This window comes from Pseudomonas sp. BN417 (assembly GCF_029871205.1).
Classification (GTDB): Bacteria; Pseudomonadota; Gammaproteobacteria; order Pseudomonadales; family Pseudomonadaceae; genus Metapseudomonas.
In genome coordinates this window covers 1-20275 of sequence record NZ_SSOJ01000011.1, presented here as the reverse complement: position 1 = coordinate 20275, position 20275 = coordinate 1, and the positions used below count along the sequence as shown (strand labels likewise).

Genomic DNA, 20275 nt, shown 5'->3' with positions numbered 1-20275 from the left:
GCTCTGCGTCGCCTGGCTGCGCGGCTGCGCGCTGTACCTGCCGGCGAGTCTCCTCAAGGATCCGACCGTCCATGACGGCGGCCTGGACGCCCCGCCGCTGCCCGGTCTGCCGCTACTGCTGTTCATCGGCGTCTCTGAGCGCAGCTCCCTGCGCGGCCTGGGCGAGAGCCTGCCGGCGCTGGAAGTGCCACCCCCGGACCATGCCCAGCGACTCGCCTGCTGGCGCCAGCACCTGCCGGAACATGAACTGGCCCCGCTGCTGCCGGAGCTGGCGCGGCGCTTCCGCTACGAACGGACGGCCATCGCCCGAGTCGCCGCCGAACTCGCGGCCCTGGGCCGGCCCCCCAGCGCCGCCGAGCTGTTCGCCGCCGCGCGCGCCGACCTCGATCTCGGCACCCTGGCCCAGCCGGTCACACCGCGCTTCGGCCGTGCCGAGCTGATGCTGCCGCCGGCCCAGGCCGCGCAGATCGACGAACTGCTCGCGGCCATGCGCAACCTCACCCGCGTGCACTACGACTGGGGCACCGCGCGCGCCTGGAACGAAGGCGGGCTCAGCGCCCTCTTCGCCGGGCCGCCGGGTACCGGCAAGACCATGGCCGCCGAAGCCATGGCCGCCGAACTGGGCCTGCCGCTCTACCGCATCGACCTGTCCCAGGTGGTCAACAAGTACATCGGCGAAACCGAGAAGAACCTCCGTCGGCTGTTCGATGCCGCCGACTCGGCCGACCTGATCCTGTTCTTCGACGAGGCCGACGCCCTGTTCGGCAAGCGCACCGAGGTCAAGGACGCCCACGACCGCTATGCCAACCTGGAAATCAGCTACCTGCTGGAACGCATGGAGCGCTTCAAGGGGCTGGCGATACTCGCCACCAACCGCCGCAAGGACCTGGACGAAGCCTTCCTGCGCCGGCTGCGCTTCGTCGTCGAATTCCCCCTGCCGAACGCCGAGGAGCGCCTGCGCATCTGGCGCAGCGTGATCCCCGCCGACGTCGACGCCAGCGCCCTGGACTTCGACTTCCTCGCCCAGCGTTTCGCCCTGGCCGGCGGGCACATCCGTGGCGTGGTGTTCAACGCCTGCTTGCAGAGCGCCGCCGAAGGCGCGCCGCGGCGCCTCGACATGCCGGCGATCGTGCGCGCCCTGCAGCGCGAGTACGACAAGCTGGACCGCGCCAACAGCCTCGACCAGTTCGGCCCCTACGCCGAGCTGGTCGCCAGCCGGAGGACCAGACGATGACCGCGACCTCGCCGCGCCGCCGGCGGCTGCATATCGATGCACTGGAACTCGACCTGCGCGGCATCCCGCCGGAAACCGCCGAAGCGGCCGTCCGCCTGCTCGGCCCGGCCCTCGCAAAGGCCCTGACCGGTCAGCCGGTGCAAGCGCTGCCGGCCGAACACCTCGACGCCGGCGAGCTGGCCAGCCCCGCCGCTCCCAGCGCCCACGCGCTCGCGGCGGGCATCGCCCAGCGCATCGCCGGCAGTCTACGGGGAGAGCGGCCATGACCCTGCTGCGCGGCGCCCTGATCGAGTACGGCACCGACCTGATCGGCCCGATCCCGAATGTGGTGATCTTCCAGTTCAACCCGGAATCGCTGACGCGCACCCTGGAGATTCCGCCGCGCCCCACCGGTGCCACCCAGCGCGAGACCGCCCAGGCCGGCGAGAAGACCTTCGAAAAGATCAGCTTCAAGGCCCACTTCAGCGCCGCCAACATGCTCGACGAGGGCAAGGCGCTGGCCCAGTTGTTCGGCATAGGCCCGCAACTGGCGGCGCTGGAAAAGATGGTCCTGCCGAGCGCGAAGCTCGCCGGCCTCATCGGCGCTGCGCTCGATGCGATCGGCGATGCCCTGGGGGGCGGTGGCGATGACGCGCCGGCACAACCGATCCCGCGGGAGAAGTACCCACGCATCCTGTTCATCTGGGGCCTCACCCGGGTCCTGCCGGTGACCATCGATTCCATGAGCATCTCCGAGCTGGAGTACGACGCGATCCTCAACCCGACCCGCGCCGAAGTGGACATCCAGCTCAGCGTCATCGCCGTCGACGACTGCTCCGACGACGTGCTCGCCAAGGGCGCCCTGGAGTACTCGACCATCGCCAAGGAAGCCCAGGCCATCGCCAACCTGGCCAACACCGCCGAGCAGATCGTCGAACTGATCCCGCTCTAGGAGATACGCCATGTTCCTGCCCAATTCCCGCTACTCCCGGGTCGCCACGGTGCAGACCACCACCTCCACCGGCGAAACAGTGGTGGCCCTGAAGCTGCGCCAGCTGACACCCGCGCGCGGCGAGCCGCAGATGGTGCAGGCGGGCGACCGCCTCGACCTCTTCGCCCACGCCCGCACGGGCGATGCCACGCAGTTCTGGCACGTCGCCGACGCCAACAGCGCGCTGGATGGGCGCAGCCTGGTGGAAACCCCCGGTGAAACCCTGCTGGTTCCCGGGAGCTGAACATGGCCGAGCAACGCTTCCGCGTCTGGTTCGGCGACAGCGCCGCCAGTGAGGACCAATTGCGCCGCATCGAGGAGATCGAGGTCACCCAGGAAATGGACGCCTTCTGGGAAGCCCGCCTGCGCATGGTGCTCTGCCTGGACGCCAACGGCGCCTGGCTGCACTGGCCGGGCGAGACCAGCGAGCCCTTCTCCCGCGTGCGGGTCGAGCTCGACATCGGCAACGGCCGCTTCGCCCCGCTGATCGATGGGCCGCTGGTGAGCATCGACGCCGCCCTCGACTCGCAGCCCGGCCGCAGCGTCGCGACCATGGTGGTGCGCGACGACAGCGCCTTCCTCAACCGCGACGAGGAAACCGAGCCGACCTTCGAGAACCGCAAGGCCAGCGATATCGCCAGCGAGCTGTTCGGCCGCTTCGCGCAGATCGGCGACACACGCATCGACGCCACCGAGGCCACGCCCGAAGCCACCACCCGGCGCGGCACCGTGCTGCAGTTCCTGCGCGAGCTGGCCACGGCCAACGATCGCCATGCCTATGTCCTGCCCGGGGATGCGCCCGGCGCCAGCATCGGCTGCTTCCTCGCCGACCCGGAGGACGCCACCGACCTGCCGCCGCTGGTGCTGCTCGGCGCCGGCCGCAACCTCGCCAATGCCAGCGTCAGGCAGGACCCGGACGGCGGCGAACGCAGCCACGCCCAGGTGCTGCGGGTCGACGACCAGGGCGTCACCCGCTTCGAGACCAGCGCCGCCGACCTCGGCCTGATGCGCGCCCTGCCGGCCGTGCCGGCGGACCTCACGCCCCGCCGGCTGATGCCCCCCGCGGACATCACCGGCGAAGACCCGACGGCAGCCACCACCGCGCGGGCGCGTCGCAGCGGATACATCTTCCGCCTGGTGAGCCAGGTCATTCCCGGCTGCTACGGCGGCCTGCTGAACCCCTACCTCAAGGTGCGGCTGGACGCCGGCGCCACCCCCTACAGCGGCGACTACCTGATCACCAAGGTGGTGCACCGCATCACCCCGTCGCTCTACACCCAGGAACTCGAAGCCAAAACCAACTCGGTGTCCGAGGTTTCCGGCGCGGCGGTGGCCGAGGCCCTGGGCGGCGGCCTGCAACTCTCGATATCGGCGAACGTGGAGATCTTCTGATGGACGATCTGATGGAAAGCACGGTCGAGCGGCTGGTCGAGCGCGTCGCCGGCAGTTACTTCGGCAAGTACCGCGGCACCGTCACCGATGTCGGCGATCCGAACGGGCAATGCCGTATCCGCGCCACGGTGCCCGCCGTACTCGGCGAGCACCCCTGCAGCTGGGCGCTGCCGGCCGCCCCCTTCGCCGGTGACGGCTACGGCATGGTGCTGCTGCCGAAGGTGGGCTCGGGGGTGTGGATCGAGTTCGAGGCGGGCCGCCTCGACCAGCCGATCTGGTCCGGCGCCTGGTGGGCCTCGGACCAGCAGCCCCAGCCCCGGGACCCGGAGGTGCGGATGATCATCTCCGAACACGGGCACAAGGTGATCCTCGACGACAAGAACGACAAGGTGGAGATCCACCACGGCGATACCGGCATCCCCAAGTCGATCGTCATCAGCGCCAGCGAGATCCTGATCACCTGTGGAGCCTGCGAGATCAGCCTGACCAACGGCTCCATCTCGCTGAACAAGGGCATCATCAAGGTCGGCCCGGCCGGCGTGAGCCTGGTGAACGGGGCGATGAGCTTCGGGACGCCGCCGACATGATCCCGATCCTCACCACCACCAGCACCGTGATGTGCCCCCATGGCGGAACCGCGCAGCTCATCACCAGCAACACCCTGGCGCTGGTGGACGGCGCGCCGATGCTGCTGCAGACCGACCTGCACCCGATTGTCGGCTGCCCGTTCGCCCCCAGCGCCCCCTCGCCCTGCCTGACCATCCGCTGGGTGACCGCGGCCACCCAGACCTCGATCAACAACGTACCGGTGCTGCTGCAGACCAGCGTCGGCCTCTGCCTCAACGCGGCGCAGGCGCCCCAGGGCACCGCCCTGGTGGTGCAGACCCAGCAGAAAGCCAAGGGGATATGACATGGCACTCTCCAACGGACGGCACCTGGCGTTCCCCTTCCGCATCGGCAGCGACGGGCGCACCGTCGCCCCGGCCAACGACGACGCCCATGTGCGCGACGAACTGCTGCAACTGCTGCTGACCAGCCCCGCCGAGCGCCTGTTCCTGCCCGAGTTCGGTGGCGGCGTGCGCAAGCTGGTCTTCGAGCCGGCTTCGGAAGCCCTGCGCGGCGTGGTCAAGGCGCGCATCACCAACGGTCTATCGCGCTGGCTCGGCCACCGGCTCACGGTGGAGCTGATCGATGTGGTCTGGGACGACGCCGCGGCGACCCTGGAGGTGACGGTGAAATACCGGCCGGCCGGCAGCCCGGATTCGCGCGTCATCAAGTTCCAGCGCAACTCCCGATAGGACCCGCCCGCCATGGCTGCCATAGTCTTTCCCGACCTGGTCGACGACCGCGCCGACGTGCTCCAGGGCCACGGCCTCGACGGCCTCAAGCTCGCCCTGGTGTCACTGCCGGCCGGGCCGAACCCGGGCCACGCGGACCTCGAACTGCACTTCTTCAACGGCCTGCACCTGGCGGCGATACTCGCCGACATCGGCGCCGACCCGGTGCGCGCACGCCAGGTGTTCCGCCTGCGCGGCGGCGCGCGCATCGTCGCCGGCAACGCGGCCGGGCAGGTCCAGGTCACGGCGGTATCAGGCCTCGACGCGACACGCCTGGCGCTGCGCATCGAGCCGGTCGGCGACTACTCGACCTACCGCCTCGAACTGGTCTGGAACGCCGCCCTGATCGACCCCTTCTTCAGCGCCATCGGCTTCCGCTTCCGCCCCGGCTGCTTCACCAACGACTGCGCGCCGCCGCAAGCGGGCCGCCCGCAGGCGCCAAACCCGGCCATCGACTACCTGGCCAAGGACTACGATTCCTTCCGCCACACCCTGATGGTCGCCATGGCCGAGCGCGTGCCAGGCTGGGCCAGCACCAGCGAGGCCGACCATGACCAGGTGCTGATCGACCTGTTCGCCGCCGCCGCCGACGAACTCAGCGACTTCCAGGACCGGGTCATGGCCGAAGCCTACCTGGCCACCACGCGCAAGCGCGTTTCCCTGGCGCGTCACGCCAGGCTGGTCGACTACCACCTGCACCAGGGCAACCAGGCCAGCACCTGGCTGGCGCTGGACGTGGTGGACGGCCAGGCGCCGTTCAGCCTCGACGACCAGGAGCTGGTGGCCTGGACCGGCGACGACCCGCCCGCGGACGATGCCGTGTTCTTCGCCAGCCGCCAGCGCCGGCTCGAAGCGCAGCAGCGCCAGCGCCTGGACCCCTTGCTCAATCGCCTGCGCCTGCATACCTGGCGCGATGCGCAACCGGCGCTGGCCGCCGGCAGCACCAGCGCCGACCTGGTGCCCCTGGCCGGTCTCGCCTCGCAGGCGCAGGCCGACGCGCTGCGCGACCTGGTGCGCAACGGGCTGTGGCGGGAACTGCTCATAGCCGAGGTGCTCAACCCGCTGACCGGCGCCCTGCCCGGCCGCAACCCCGGCAAACGGCAATTGCTGCGCCTGCTGCCCGGCGACGACCCGGACCGGGGCGGAGCCGAATCCGTCCTCGACCCGCTGACCGGCACCTGGATGGTCCGCGTGCACTGGCGCGAGGACGATGCACTGCGCTTCGACTATGCCTTCACCACCTTCTGCCCCGGCCCGCCGCCCACCAGCGTGACCGACATTTCCACCTTCTACGGCAACCTGCTGCCAGTGCACGAGGGCCGGCCGCTGGAGGTGCACTTCCACGAGCCGGGCACACTGCTGCCGAGCGACAGCGATCAGGTCAAGCATCGCCACTACCGGCGCATGGACCGCTTCGGCGATGGCCGCGACTGGGTACTGGCGCCCCTGCCCGATGCCGGGCCACTGGCCTACCTGCCCCCGCGCGACAGTGCGGCGCCGACCGGGGAGGAGCCGGCGCGCTCGACCCTGTGGCTGCAGGTGGAGCCGCCGGGAGCCGCCCGGGAGCAATGGGACGAGGTCGAGAGCCTGGTGCACAGCGACGACTCGGCGGAAAACGGCGACCACTACATGGTGGAAACCGACGAACACCGGCGCAGCCTGCTGCGCTTCGGCAACGGCAGCAACGGCCGCCTGCTGCCCACCGGCGCCGTGGTGCATGCCCAGTACCAGGTCGGCGGCGACCATCGCGGCAACATAGGCGCCGACCAGCTGGTCAATGCCGGGGCCCTGAGCGGCGCGCTGAACGGTGCCGTGGTCGCGGTGACCAACCCCTTCGACGTCACCGACGGGCGCGATCCGGAGCCGGCCGAACGCATCCGCCGCAACGCTCCCGAGGCCTTCCGCGCGCGCCAGCTGCGCGCCGTCACCCTGGCCGACTACGTGCGCCGCGCCGAAGAGGTCAGCGGCGTGTCGCGGGCGGTGGCGCGCTACGCCTGGACCGGCAGTTGGCGCACGGTGCGCATCGCCATCGATCCGGCCGGCTTCACCGCCCTGGGCGACGAGCGCTCCGACGCACTCTGGGACGAACTGCGTCCGCGCGTGGCCGCCCACCTGGAGGCGGTCCGGCTGATCGGCGAAGACATCGAGTTGCGCCCGCCACGCTACGTGCCGCTGGAGATCCGCGTGGTGGTCTGCGCGGATGAAGCCTACTGGCGCGAAGACCTGCGTTTCGTGCTGGAGCAGGAGTTCTCCGATGCCTGGACTTCCGATGGCCGCCCCGGCTTCTTCCACCCGGACCAATGGACCTTCGGCCAGTCCCTGCACCGCAGCATGCTCGAAGGCCGCATCCACCGAATCGCCGGCATCAGGCATGTGGTGAGCATCACCATGAAGCGCTTCTCCGCGCCCTTGCCCGGCGTGCCTGGCGCAGCGGTGCTGGAGATGGGCTTCGACGAGACCCTGCTGCTGGCCAACGACCCTGACCACCTCGAACGCGGGCTGATCCGCTTCGAGATCCAGGGCGGGAGGCGATGATGGCGTGCAATCCCCTGATCACCGACCCCTTCATTTTCCCGCGCCGCGCCGACAATCGCCCCGGCCTGCCGCGCATCGCCTACCGCATCGGCCGTTATGCCGATTTCCTCGAGGCGATGACCCGCGGCATAAATGCCGCCCCGGAGCTCGCCGCCTGGACCCACCGCGGCGCCGACGACCCCGGCATCGCGCTGCTACAGGGCGCCGCCATCCTCGGTGACATCCTCAGCTTCTACCAGGAGCACTACGCCAACGAGGCCTACCTGCGCACCGCCGCCTGGCGCGAGAGCGTGGCCGAACTGGTGCGGCTCACCGGCTACCGCCTGGCGCCGGGCATCGGCGGCCGCGCCACCCTCGCCTTCGAGGCGCGCGGCGAGCTGCCGGTCACCATCGGCCAGGGCTTCGCGGTCAAGGTGGAGCTGGAAGACCAGGCGACACCGGCCGATTTCGAGACCGACGCCGAGCTCCTCGCCTGGCCGCACCTCGGCCGCTTCAACCTGTACCGACCGCGTCATTACCCGGCGACCCTGGCCGCCGGCAGCACCGCGTTCGAGTTGCATGGCGTGGGCAGCGCCACCGACAGCGCCAGCCTCTCCGCCTTCGACCTCAAGGTCGGCGATCGCCTGCTGCTGCAGCCGCCGGAGCCGGGCTGGACCAGCGGCGGGACGACCCTGGACAGCCAGCAGGCGCCCCAGGTGGTCAAGGTCAAGCAGGTCACGCGCCGGCTCGGCCGCGTCATGGTCGAGATCGAAGCGCCCCTGCAGCAGGCCTGGACCCAGCCGGTCACGGCCTATCGGATCAGCCGCTCGTTCCGCCACTTCGGCCACAACGCGCCGCCGCGGACGGTGACCAGCAAGAAGAGCGGCAGCGAAATAGTCGGGGCGCTGGAATCGGCGACCTGGTTCGAACGGCATATCGAGAAGGACCACAGTTGCTACAACACCAGCGCGTCCATCCCGCTGCCCTCGACCTTGATCCCGCTGGACGCGGAGATCGCCGACCTGCAGCCGGGTAGCCGGCTGATCGTGCAGACGCGGGTCGGCAAGGACGGTGTCGCCGCACCGGTGGCACTGAGCGTCGTGCGCAACATCGCCGCCATGGAGACCCGCACCCTCGGCTTCGGCAACCTCAACGCCGCGAGCACGCTGCTGACGCTGAACCAGCCTCTGGTCAAGCACACGGGCCTCGGTTCGCCCTTCAGCGACGTGCGCGACTACCTGCTGCACGAAGTGACGAGCCCGACGCTCCGGCTGAAACCGCAGTCCGCCCCCACGCAAAGCGCCTTCGCCAACGGCAGCAACGCCCTGTGCTTCTACGGCACCGCCGGCCAGGCGCGGGCCCTGGCCGGGCGGAGCCTGTACCTGGCGCACCCGGACGGGCGCAGCCTGGAACTGGTCTGCACCAGCAGCGTCGCCAGCTTCCCCACGCCGACGCCGGATGTCGCGCAGCCCTGGCCCTTGAGTTTCGACCGACCGCCCCTGCCCTTCGTACCGGCCGACTTCGACGAGGCGGCGCCCGTGGTCAGCGTGTTCGGCAACCTGGTCGACGCCTCCCAGGGCAAGCGCGAGCGCGACGCGGTGCTCGGCAATGGCGACCAGCGCCAGGCCTGGCAGACCTTCCCGCTGCCTAAATCACCCCTGACCTACTTCCTCTCCGCCGGCGGCGTGCCGCCGCAAACCCCGGAGCTGGAGATCTGGGTCGGGGGACGCCGCTGGGCACGGGTCGACGCCTTCTACGGACGGGGGGCGGACGAGCAGGTCTACATCGTGCGGGAAAATGCGCAGGGCCAGAGCTTCGTGCAGTTCGGTGATGGCGAGACGGGCGCGCGCCTGCCCTCGGGCCTGAAGAATGTCGTGGCCCGCTACCGCAGTGGGGTTGGCGCCCATGGTCCGATCAAAGCCGGTGCCACACCCAGCGCCAGCGAGCGTCCGCCCGGCTTCGACAAGCTGTCGCTCGCCGGCATCGTCTCCGGCGGCGCCGAGCCCGAGCCCGGCGACAAGGCGCGCGAGGCGGCGCCGGGCAAGGTGCAGAGCCTGGGCCGGCTGGTCAGCATCCGCGACTACGAGAGCGAGACCCTCGGCGTGCCCGGCGTGGTGACCGCCGCCGCCGCGTGGGACCTGCATGCAGGCGTGCCGGCGGTGATCCTGCGGGTGCTGCTGGCGGCCGGGCGCGAAGCCGAGTTCGCCGCCGTGCAGGCGACGCTGGCCCACGCCCAGCGCTGCCGTGGCCCGGACCGCTTCCCGCTGGTGGTACAGCAGGCGTTGCTGCGCCATGCCTTCGTCGACATCAGCTACGCCCGCGACCCCGGCTTGCGCCAGGAGGATGTCGAGGCGGCCCTGCGCGCCCGCCTCGGCCTGGCCGGCGATAGCGCCAGCGAGCGCAGCGGCCTGTTCGGCCTGCATCGGCGGCGGCTCGGCGAGCCGGAGTACGCCAGCCGCATCGAGGGATATCTGCAGAACGTGGCCGGCGTGATCTGGTGCAAGGTCAGCGCGCTCGGCCTGTTCGCCGCCGGGGTCGCCAACCCGGCCACGTTGCCGCTGCCGGCGGCGCCCCGCCCGGCGGCGCAGGTCCTGCCGTGCAGTGCCCATGAGCTGCTGCAACTGGCCTCGCAGCACCTCACGCTGACCCCGGTCAGCGAGCCATCCGCAGGGGAATGCCCATGAGCACAGTGCCGCTGTTCGAGCGCCTGCCGGAGATCTACCGCACCCGCGATGCCGAGGTCACGCCGCCGCACCAGTTGCGTGCCTACCTGGCGGCGGTGGAGGGTCCGTTCGGCGCGCTGCACCAGCACATCGCGCAGCTCTACGAGGACCTGTTCATCGACACCTGCGACGACTGGGTCATCCCCTATCTCGCGGACCTGCTCGGCACCACCCACCTCAAGGGCGATCCACGCACCCTGCGCGCCGACGTGGCCGATACCATCGCCCTGCGCCGACGCAAGGGCACCCTGGGGGCCATCGAGCGGCTGGCGGTCAACCTCACCGGCTGGGCCTGCCGCAGTGTCGAACTGCGCGAGAACCTCGCCTGGTCGCAGCACCTGAATCACCAGCGGCCCGACGCCGGCGGCGAGCCGCCATATGGCACCCCGGCGCTGACGCGCTTCGACGTGCCCCGGGGCGGCACCGCGCCGATCCGCGACCCGGCCACACTGGCATTGCTCGGCACGCCCTTCGACCCCTTCGCCTACAGCGCCGACCTGAAGCCCGCGCTGGACGACCAGCGCCACCTGAACCTGCCCAACCTGGCGATCTTCCTCTGGCGGCTCGCGGCCTATCGCCTGCCGCGGGTGCTGCCGTTGGCCAAGGGCGCCATCGATCTTGGCGTGCAGCCCCCGGGGCTGGCGCGCTTCGCCTTGCGCTTCGACCTGCACCCGCTGGACATCCCGGTACGGCTGTTCAACACCAGCCGCCCCGGCTTCCTCCGCCCCGGCACGTCGGGCGGGGTGATCTCGCCGCTGACCGAAGCCGATGCCGTGCCCGGACCGATGCTCGATGCCCGCCTCACCAGCGGCTCGCCGGCGGGCCATCCCGAGGCCTATGTGCAGGTCGATTTCTTTGATGCCGGCAGCGCACCGCCGAGCGGCTTCGACCTGGGCGACGTCGGCCTGCAGCTGTTCATGCCGCAGACGCTGGCGCCGCTGCTGGTGCCCCCGGCCCCGCTCACGCAATGGCAGTGGCTGTTCCGCGGCGACAACCTCTGCGCCTGGGAAACCGGCCTGCGCCGGCCGCTGCGGATCGGCGAGATCGTCATCGACCCGGATATCGGCCGCGTGCTGATCGGCCTGGAGACGGCGGCACAGGCCGACGAATTGATGGTGCTGGAGGATGGCAGCCCGGTCTCGCGCCTGTACGCCGGCTTCACCTATGGCGCCACCGGGCCGGTGGGCGCCCACCCCGTGTCACGCCACTATCCGGCGCTCGCGCCCACGGCGGAGCTGCGCCGGGTCGGCGAGGTCGCCGGGGGCATGACCCTGCAAGCGGCCCTCGACGGTCTGGCGGATGCGACCGGGCCGGTGGTGATCGAGATCCATGACAGCCTGGTGCACCGCATGGATATTTCACTGCTGCCCGGCACCGCCGTCGACGGTACCCATTCCCTGCGGCTCGCCCAGTCGCTGACCATACGCGCCGGCGGCGATCACCGGCCGATCCTGCTGCTGGCGCAACCGCTGTCGCTGCGTCCGGTGGTGGCCGGCGACGCCACGCCGTTCGAGCCCCAGGTGCGGTTGCAGGGCCTGTACATCGCTGCCGACGAAGCCGCGCCCTTCCCCCCCGGCCAGGCGCTGATCGACCGGGCCGCGGTGGCGCGGCTGGAGATCGTCGGCTGCACGCTGGCGCCGGGCGGCCACAGCCTGCGCAATGGCGACCGCGCGCCCATGCAGCCCGCGCTGCGCCTGGTGGACGGCTACGGTTTCAGCGACCAGGACGACATCGACGCCTTCGCCCCCACGCCCGATATCGTGATCCAGCGCTCGATCACCGGCAGCCTCGCGGTCGACCCGCGCTACCGGCTGGATATCCAGGACAGCGTGATCGACGCCGGCCTGGGCTTCGACGACGCGCCGACCGGGCTGTACGCCATCGCCGCCGCGACCGATCCGTCGAACGACTGGGCGGCCGCGCTGGACTTCGCCGGCCTCACCTGCTTCGGCCCGGTGCGGGTGGCCGCGGTCGGCGGCCTGGGCGGCCTCTTCACCCAGCGCTTCGAGGTGCTCGACAACCAGCGCGGCTGCATCAAGTGGAGCGCGTTCAGCAGCGCCGCCGACCGCCTGCCACCCAATCATTTCTGCGTGCACGCACCGGATGCCCGCGTGCTGTTCACCTCGGAACGCTTCAACGACCCGGGTTACGCGCAGCTGCGGCGCGAAACCGACCGCCGCGTGCGCGAACTCGGGCCGGACGACGATGCCATGGGCGCCTTCGGCTTCCTGCTGGAGGCACACAAGTGGACCAATCTGCACGTGCGGCTACGGGAATTCATGCCGGTTGGCGTGAGGCCGCTGGTAGTACCCGTCACCTGACGAAGGGGGAGCCATGCAAGGCGATTTCTCCGTACTGAACTTCGACCCCCACCAGCACGAACGCGGGGTCAACCCGCCGTCCCTGGGCCCATTACGCAACCTCAGCGGCGTGCTGCACCAGCAGGGCCGCGTGACCCTCGACGCCGACCTCACCGAAGGCGAGTTGCTGGAGCTGGCCTGGAACGGCCAGGCCGGGCGCGACATCATCGGCGCCGGCGTCTGCGCGGTGCCCGCCTCGGAGCCGCAGGGCTTCCGGGTCGAATCGGCCATGGCCGGCGCCGACCAGGTGCAGGTGATGCTGCGCCCCGGGCGCGCCTGGGCCGATGGGATCCTCACCCGTCTGGCGGGCACTCCGGCCGATCCCCTGGCGCCGGTGGCACGCCTGGCGACCTATCTCGGACCGCCGCTGGCCACCCCCGTGCCGACGCCGGATCAGATCACCGACGGCACGCGCGATGCGGTGATCCTGGAAGTTTCGGAAGAGTCCCTGCACGGCTTCCAGTATCCGCAACGGCTGATCGAACCGGCGCTCGGCGGCCCGGACACCGCCGAACGCGCCTTCGTCAATTTCCGCCTGCGCCTGCTGCGCCTGGCGCCAGGCGAAGACTGCACCACGATTCTCGGCAAGCTGCGCGACGACCCGGCGTCCAAGGGGCGCCTCAGCGTATCCCTGCAACCGGTGATTGAACTGGTCGGCGATTGCCCCATGGTCGGCGGTGGCGGCTATACCGGCTTCGAGCATTGCCTGTACCGCGTCGAGATCGCCGAGGTTCCGCCCGGTGCGCCCGCGCGCTTCAAGTGGAGCCAGTGGAATGGCGGCCTGGTCGGTCGCGGCCGCTTCGATTCGACCACTGACCCGGACCGGGTGCTCATCGATGCCGGCCGTGCCGCCATCGTCAATTCCGGCCTCACCGAGTTCTACCTGGAGGCCCTGCAATACGACGAGCTGGTCGGCGCCTGGACAGTGGTGTACGGCACCATGGCCACTCTCGATACCGACCACGACCTGGAACTCGCCGCCCCCGCCAGCTTCGGCACGCTTCCGGCCACTACCGACTCGGTGTTCTTCCGGCTGTGGAACGGTATCGCCGACATCACCGCGTTTCCCGATGCCGGCGCCCCCGCCCCGCTGCGCGACGGCATCCTGCTCGCCTTCGACGCGCCGAATGCCGGCAACTACCGCCCGGGGGACTACTGGACCTTCAGCGTCCGCGCCGGGGAGATCGCCAACCCCGTGGTGCTGATCGACAACGCACCGCCCAGCGGCATCGTCTACCACCGCGTGCCGCTGGCCGAGATCAACTGGACCGCCCGGCGCAATACCGAGATCTCCGGCAGCATCGAGGACTGCCGCAAGCGCTTCCGTCCGCTGACCAACCAGAAGCTCTGCTGCACCTTCCTGGTGGGTAACGGGGTGAGCAGCTTCGGCGACTTCAACTCCCTGGAGGAAGCCGCCACCCACCTGCCGGCGGCCGGCGGCGAACTCTGCCTGCTGCCCGGCGTGCACCGCACCAACCTGCGCCTGGAAAGCCGGCGCAACGTGAAGATCCACGGCTGCCGCTGGCGCACCCTGGTACTGCCACGCACGGAGACCCGCAGCCAGCCGCTGCTGCATTTCGTCGACTGCGCGGGCATCGAGGTCTGTGACCTCGACCTGGTGAGTTTCGACGCCATCGCCGTGCGCATCGACGGCAGCCGCGAAGATGGTTGCCGCGACCTGAGCCTGCACGACAACCGCATGATCGCGCGGACCAATGCGATCCGCGCCACCGATGCCGCCGGGCTGGTCATCTCGGGAAATCGCCTGCACCTGCTGGACACCGTCGACGGCCGCGCGACACTGTCGATCGCCGCCGACGACGTGCTGGTCGAGCGCAACACCCTGGTGCTGCTGCCCTTCATCGACCAGACGCCCGACGAGCCGGACGAACCCGACGACGACCCGACCCGCGACCCCGCCGACCCCTGCGCCCGGCCGGAAATCCTCTACCTGCATCCGTTGCTGGTGCAGCAATACGCCTTCGCCGTCTGGGCCGTGCTGATCGCGCAGCTGCTGCCGCAGCAACCCTACCGCGCCATCGGTGGCATCCATGTGCGCGCCGGGTCGGAGCGCGTGCGCATCCTGGAAAACACCGTGGTCGGCGGCGCCGGCAACGGCATCACCCTGGGCGGCGACCTCGACCCGGTCGCGCCCCCGCCACCTCCCGAGGCGCCCGCCATTCTCGCCGCGGCGCCGGCGAATGCCGCGCCGCAGGCCACCGTCAACGTCACCTCCACCGGGCAGTTTCTTGCCCTGGTGCAGGACGAACAGGGCAAGCCGCTGCCGGGCGTCGATCTCTATCTGGAAGACGCCACGGTCGCCACCGACCGCAGCGATGCGCAAGGCATGGCCAGCATCAAGGCCGCCCCGGGCACCTACCGGCTGGACGTGTCGCCGCAGTACCAGGTGCTGCGCGTCGCCGAAACACGGGACGAAGGCGTGCTGGTCAACGCCGTGACGCTCGCGCCCCGTGCCGCCTCGCGCGGGCGCGGCTTCCTGCATGAAATCACCATCGAGGCCAACGATGTATCGATGATGGGCCTCTCCGGCATCGGTTTCGTGCCGCGCGCGGGCACCGACCTGAAGGGCCCGGCCCGGGCGATTCCGGGCAACGACCCGAAAGCCGCGTTGCTCGCCTACCTCGACGCCGCGCTGCTCAACCTTGCGCTGACGCCGCTGCTGCGTGCCACCGACCCGGTGCGCGACCTGGTGATCCTCAACAACCGGCTGCACCACAACCTGCGCAATCCCTTCACCGACGCACTGCTGGCCGACGCGCAGTTCATCGGTCGCGGCGGCGTGTCCCTGGCCCTGGTCGAAGCCGCACGGATCAGCGGCAACCACATCAATGACAACGGCCCCCGTGCCGTCGACCCGGTGTGCGGCGTATTCGTCGGCTACGGCGACAACCTGGAGATCACCGACAACGTGCTCGCCGCCAATGGCGCCACCACCACCGGCTTCGAGGAGAACCGCAACGCCGGTATCCGTGGCGGCCTGTACATCCGTTTCGCCGGGGCGCTCACCGCGCAGCTGTCCACCTCCAGCGGGCGCCATGCCGCCCTGCGCGTGCACGACAACCGCATCGACCAGCCCGCCGGCCGGGCCCTGACCGCCTTCGCCTTCGGCCCGGTATCGGTGGCCAACAACCACTTCAACAGCGAATTCAGCGGCCTGTTCGGCTTCCTCGACACGGCGGTGGGCGGGGTGCTGCTGCTCAACCTCGGCGGTATCCATCGCCTGCTGGCACGCATCTACGGCGCCTATCTCGCGTTCGAGCCGACGGCGGCCAGCAGCGGGCGTTTCAGCGCCCTGGCCGAACGCGCACTGCCGGGCGGCGAGACCCTGTTCGACGACAACTACGTGCGCCTGGGCCTGCCCAACCGCTCGATCACCTCGCAGGTGCTGCTGGCCGTGGACGACCTGGGCTACGCCTCGAACACTTCGGCGGTCTATCGCGGCGACCCGTTCTTCGCCAACGCGGTGCTGATGGCCGACACGGTTCGCGCCACCGCGTCGCGGCTGCGCGAGGACGTATCCAGGACGCTCTCGCTGCTGACCACCGGCAGACGCATGAACATGACGGCCCTGAACCAGGCGGACCACTGCATCGTCGCCCAGCCAGCCGCCGGGACGAGCCCCTTGCCGACCGTGGACCAGCCCAACCAGGTGCTGGACGCCATCATGTGCGGCAGGCTGTTCACCAACCGCGCGTCCATCGGCGAGTTCCTCGTCACGGTGCTGGCCGCCAACGCCGAGCAGCTGGGCGGCACGCTCTCGTCCAACGCATTCACCTCGGCCGAGCTGACCACCCTGACGCAGCAGACCACCGCCCGCGCCATCGTCCAGGTCAATGCGACCCAGGTCGCGACCACCAAGGCCTACCAGGCCGAGGCGGCGCGCATGATGCGCAAGCACGGCGCCGAGCACCCGGCCAGCGCGGCCCTCAACGCCAAGAGCCAGGCGGGCGCCGAAACCAGCCGCCTGCTGGCCACCAGCGCGGAAACCCTCTCGGTCAACGTGCCGACGGCGCCCGAAGGCGGTTCGACCTTCAGTGGCCGCTTCATCAATGACCGTGGCCAGGGCCTGGCCGACTACACGGTCTCGCTGCTGCGCAGCAACGGCAGCCAGGTCGAGAGCGTCGGCCTCACCGACGCCGCGGGCGCCTTCAGCGCGGCCTACGACAGTGCCCAGACCGCGCGCCTCGGCAAGGAAGGCGACCTGTTCGCCCGGGTAACCGACCTCGCCGGCAAGGAAGTGCTGCGCGACAAGACCGCACTGCGCTTCAGCACCGGCGCCGAGCTGCAGGCGACGCTGGTGGTACCGGTGCGCGTCGTGCCGAAGTCGGTGGCGGTCAACGGCACGCTGATCTACGGAACGCCCGCCGCCCCCACCGAGCCGATGCCGCAGCCGGCACCCGAACCCACTCCACAGCCCGAGGTGCGCACCCCGCTGGACAAGCTCGACCTGGACGAAACCACCCGTAAACAGCTGGGCGCCGGCGGCATCCGGGATGTCGAGGGGATAGTCGAGGCCAATCCGAAGACGCTGGTCAGGATCGTCGGTAGCGCCGAGCAGGCGGAGAAACTGACCGAAATGGCGAAGCAGGTCCTGGGGCAGGCACCAGCGCCGAAGCAGGACAGCACTACCCGCTCGGTCGCGAAGAAAAAGCCCACACCGAAGAAATAGCCAGCGCAGTTCGGCCGCCGAGGCGGCGGCCCGCAGCAGGAGGACAGCATTCGCCATGTTCACGACATTGCAGGAAGCCGACTTGCATCGAGCGCGCCGAAACGACGGGGCGATGGCGAATCCCACGGCTTCGGGTCCGCCGCATCCAGCCGTTGTCCAGGGACGGCTTTCGCGTTCGCCGTGCGCCTGCGGCGGGTCCTGTCCACGCTGCCAGGCCAAATCCGCGCTCAAGGTCGGAGCCCCCGACGATGCCTTCGAGCGCGAAGCCGACGCCGTGGCCGACCAGGTGATGCGCATGGAGAGCGCAGCGCATCCATTCGGCCCCGCCCCCTCCGGTGTCCAGCGCAAATGCACCCAGTGCGAAAAGGAGAGCGAAGCGCCACTGCTGCAACCCAGGTCCGCATCTGCCGGTGCTTCGGCATCGGCGCCGGCCGCACCCGCCAGCGTCGACGCGGTGCTCGGCAGTACGGGCCGGGCCCTGGACGCGCAAACCAGGGCATTCTTCGAGCCGCGGTTCGCCCGGGATTTCTCCGGCGTGCAGGTGCACGCCGACTCGGCGGCCGCGCAATCGGCGCGGGACGTGAACGCCCATGCCTACACTGTGGGACAGCACATCGTGTTCAATACCGGCCGGTTCACACCGGGAACCCGCGAGGGCCGGCACCTGCTCTCCCACGAGCTCGCCCATGTGGTGCAGCAATCGGGGGTGGGAAGCCAAGCCAGCAACGGATACCTGAGACGACAGCTCGATGACAGCGATGGCGGCACGCCGGGAACCGCCGATTCAGGGGCACCGGGCTCCTACGATGGCGATAGCGCTGATGTCGAGATTCCCCCTGCACCCCCGTCGAGCCGCGAGGCTGGGGGCGACGCCGCTGTATCCGCCGTTCCCACGGTGTCGGGGACCACGGCCGAAATCACCCTGGAAACCGGCAATACAGGCGCGGGGTTCCTCAACAACCTGGTTCACCAGCAGGTCTGCGTGGATCGGCCCTCGCGCGCCAAGCGCTGCTATTCTTTCGCCGCCACCGGAGCCCAGGCGCCGCAGTTCTCGTCGACCTGGCTGGGCTGGGACAGCTGGGTGACGGGCGCGATCCTGCAGGGTCAGGTCTACGATCCGGCTCCCGTCTCCGGCGCCAGCATCGTGAGTACCCATACACCCACCGTTGCCCAGGCCGACAACTGGGTCACTTACATGGACGGCAGCCGCCTGGGGCTGCAGGACGGTTATTCGGTCGCACGCCACAACTGCCGGCTGTTCTCGCAATGGGAGTTCAGGGATGCGCCAAGTCACTGGTAGGCACCGTCCATGGTGAAAGAGCGCCCCTCGATACTCTCGACATGCGTCGGCACTCTCCGCAACGCGCTGCTGGGGTTCTCGCGACTCTTCATCGCGTCGATACCGCCGCGGGATCTCACCATCACCCGGATCGGCGTCACCCGCGTGCGCATCAGGGCCTACTGGAAAACCCATGGCCGCCTTCCGCCGAGCTTGTCCGACCTGCCGCCGACACCCGGCCGCGACAACGCCACGGTCGATGCCTGGGGCCGCGACATCCTGTACCAGGTCACAGGCAGGTCGGCCGTTACCCTTACCAGCCTTGGTGCCGATGGGACGGCTGGCGGCACGGGCCTGGACGAAGACATCGTCGTCCGCTTCGATGCCGGCGAGTAGGAGGCGATCCCATGGCCCTGGCATTCCATCCCCCGGAACCATCGCGCGCCCAGTCGCCAGGTCACCTGCCCCCGCACGGCCCGGTGGTCATGCGGCAACCCGCCCGATCGAGCCCGCAGACTCCGGCCGCCCGCTGCGCCTGCGGCGGCTCCTGCCCGCGCTGCGACAAGACTTCGAAGCTTCCGACGAAACTGGCCATCAGCGAGCCGGGCGACAGTTTCGAACGGGAAGCGGACCAGGTGGCCCACGAGGTGATGGCAACGGCCACGGCACCCAGCATCAACGGCCTGTCATCACGCATCCAGCGCTTCACGGGCAACACCGGCGGGCAATCCATCGTTGTCCCCGATAGCGTGACGCAGACCCTGGCGAGCCCCGGCCAAGCATTGGAGCCGGCCCTGCGTCGGCAGATGGAGCCGCGCTTCGGCTACGACTTTTCCCAGGTGCGGGTGCACCTCGGCAGCCCGGCGGAGCGCTCGGCCCATGAGATCGATGCCGACGCCTATGCGGTGGGCCACGACATGGTATTCGGCGCCGGCAAGTACGTTCCCGGCACCCGCGCCGGCCAGAAGTTGATCGCCCACGAACTGACCCACGTGGTTCAGCAGCGTGGTGCCGCGCGCAGCCTGTCCCGCTACCGCAGCAAGGGCCCGGACACCATCGCCTTCGACGCCGCCAACGAAACCCTCACCGATCCGAAGAAGCAGCCCTGGGTGGAGAGCATCAGCATCCACTTCGACAAGGCGGTGGTGGATGACGGACACAAGGCCGATGCGAAGGCGGCCGGCCAACTGGAGCCACGCATGCCCACCGGCACTCTGGAAGCCAAGTACAGCAGCTCGTCGAGCAAGGTCCTGCCGAATGTGAAGCTGGCCATCGCCGGCGGCTCCACCATGCTCGGCATCGGTCTCACCGACCGGGTCAAGGACGCCAAGGTCAAGCGCCTGGAAGGCCTGGGCTATACCGACTCGGAGAATGTCCGGCTCGGCAACCTCACCGACCCGGTGGCGAAGAAGGGCAAGGGCGCGCGCTATTCCAAGAGCGGCGCCGGCACCATGAACTACGCGATCTTCTTCAAGGGCATCCAGGCCATCCACGAAGGGTTGCTCAATACCGGCTCGCACGCGTGCGTGCATGTCGGCAACGGCACCTCGATGCGCGACCTCAATTACCACACGCGGATTGGCGTCACCACGGTAACCGTGAGCTACGACAGCTCGGTGCTGGCCGACCTCTGCTGCCACCGCAAGAAGACCGGCAACACCAGTTGGAACACCAACCCCTGCGGTTCGACCAAGTGTCCCTGAGCGGGCCACCGGTCCGCCACGGGCCACCGAAGGAGGGCAATCGACATGTTCAGCGCCTTGCAGGAAGAAGCCG

Annotated in this window: 15 protein-coding genes; all 15 read left to right on the top strand. The window is 69.9% G+C overall.

Annotated features, from left to right (window positions below):
- A partial coding sequence (locus tag E8F11_RS00260; RefSeq protein WP_280286794.1) for an ATP-binding protein occupies positions 1 to 1234 on the top strand: 1234 nt, incomplete at its 5' end.
- The gene (locus E8F11_RS00255; protein WP_280286793.1) at positions 1231 to 1500 is read left to right on the top strand and encodes a hypothetical protein; all 270 of its coding nucleotides are present in this window, start codon (positions 1231 to 1233) and stop codon (positions 1498 to 1500) included. The genes E8F11_RS00260 and E8F11_RS00255, both read left to right, overlap by 4 nt.
- Positions 1497 to 2165, top strand: a complete 669-nt coding sequence (locus E8F11_RS00250) for a hypothetical protein (RefSeq protein ID WP_280286792.1) — start codon at positions 1497 to 1499, stop codon at positions 2163 to 2165. Before E8F11_RS00255 ends, E8F11_RS00250 begins: the two co-directional genes overlap by 4 nt.
- Positions 2166 to 2175: 10 nt before the next feature.
- Positions 2176 to 2448: a hypothetical protein gene (locus E8F11_RS00245; RefSeq protein WP_280286791.1), complete on the top strand. Its 273-nt coding sequence runs from the start codon at positions 2176 to 2178 to the stop codon at positions 2446 to 2448.
- A 2-nt stretch (positions 2449 to 2450) separates the two neighbouring features.
- Positions 2451 to 3596, top strand: coding sequence for a hypothetical protein (locus E8F11_RS00240; protein WP_280286790.1), 1146 nt, complete (start codon positions 2451 to 2453; stop codon positions 3594 to 3596).
- Complete coding sequence (locus tag E8F11_RS00235; protein WP_280286789.1) at positions 3596 to 4183, top strand: phage baseplate assembly protein V; 588 nt, start codon at positions 3596 to 3598, stop codon at positions 4181 to 4183. The genes E8F11_RS00240 and E8F11_RS00235 overlap by 1 nt, the downstream gene beginning before the upstream one ends.
- Complete coding sequence (locus tag E8F11_RS00230) at positions 4180 to 4506, top strand: hypothetical protein (RefSeq protein ID WP_280286788.1); 327 nt, start codon at positions 4180 to 4182, stop codon at positions 4504 to 4506. Before E8F11_RS00235 ends, E8F11_RS00230 begins: the two co-directional genes overlap by 4 nt.
- A 1-nt stretch (position 4507) precedes the next feature.
- Entirely contained in the window at positions 4508 to 4894 is a 387-nt protein-coding gene (locus tag E8F11_RS00225; RefSeq protein ID WP_280286787.1) for a GPW/gp25 family protein, read from the top strand.
- A gap of 12 nt (positions 4895 to 4906) precedes the next feature.
- Positions 4907 to 7468: a baseplate J/gp47 family protein gene (locus E8F11_RS00220; RefSeq protein WP_280286786.1), complete on the top strand. Its 2562-nt coding sequence runs from the start codon at positions 4907 to 4909 to the stop codon at positions 7466 to 7468.
- Positions 7468 to 10131: a hypothetical protein gene (locus tag E8F11_RS00215; protein ID WP_280286785.1), complete on the top strand. Its 2664-nt coding sequence runs from the start codon at positions 7468 to 7470 to the stop codon at positions 10129 to 10131. The genes E8F11_RS00220 and E8F11_RS00215 overlap by 1 nt, the downstream gene beginning before the upstream one ends.
- The gene (locus E8F11_RS00210; protein ID WP_280286784.1) at positions 10128 to 12491 is read left to right on the top strand and encodes a phage tail protein; all 2364 of its coding nucleotides are present in this window, start codon (positions 10128 to 10130) and stop codon (positions 12489 to 12491) included. Before E8F11_RS00215 ends, E8F11_RS00210 begins: the two co-directional genes overlap by 4 nt.
- A 13-nt stretch (positions 12492 to 12504) precedes the next feature.
- The gene (locus E8F11_RS00205; RefSeq protein ID WP_280286783.1) at positions 12505 to 17220 is read left to right on the top strand and encodes a DUF6519 domain-containing protein; all 4716 of its coding nucleotides are present in this window, start codon (positions 12505 to 12507) and stop codon (positions 17218 to 17220) included.
- 55 nt (positions 17221 to 17275) lie between these two features.
- A complete protein-coding gene (locus E8F11_RS00200) occupies positions 17276 to 18520 on the top strand; it encodes a DUF4157 domain-containing protein (RefSeq protein ID WP_280286782.1) in 1245 nt (414 codons plus the stop codon).
- Between the two features lie 9 nt (positions 18521 to 18529).
- A complete protein-coding gene (locus E8F11_RS00195; protein WP_280286781.1) occupies positions 18530 to 18895 on the top strand; it encodes a type II secretion system protein GspG in 366 nt (121 codons plus the stop codon).
- 11 nt (positions 18896 to 18906) lie between these two features.
- Complete coding sequence (locus E8F11_RS00190) at positions 18907 to 20202, top strand: DUF4157 domain-containing protein (RefSeq protein ID WP_280286780.1); 1296 nt, start codon at positions 18907 to 18909, stop codon at positions 20200 to 20202.
- Positions 20203 to 20275 lie beyond the last annotated feature (73 nt).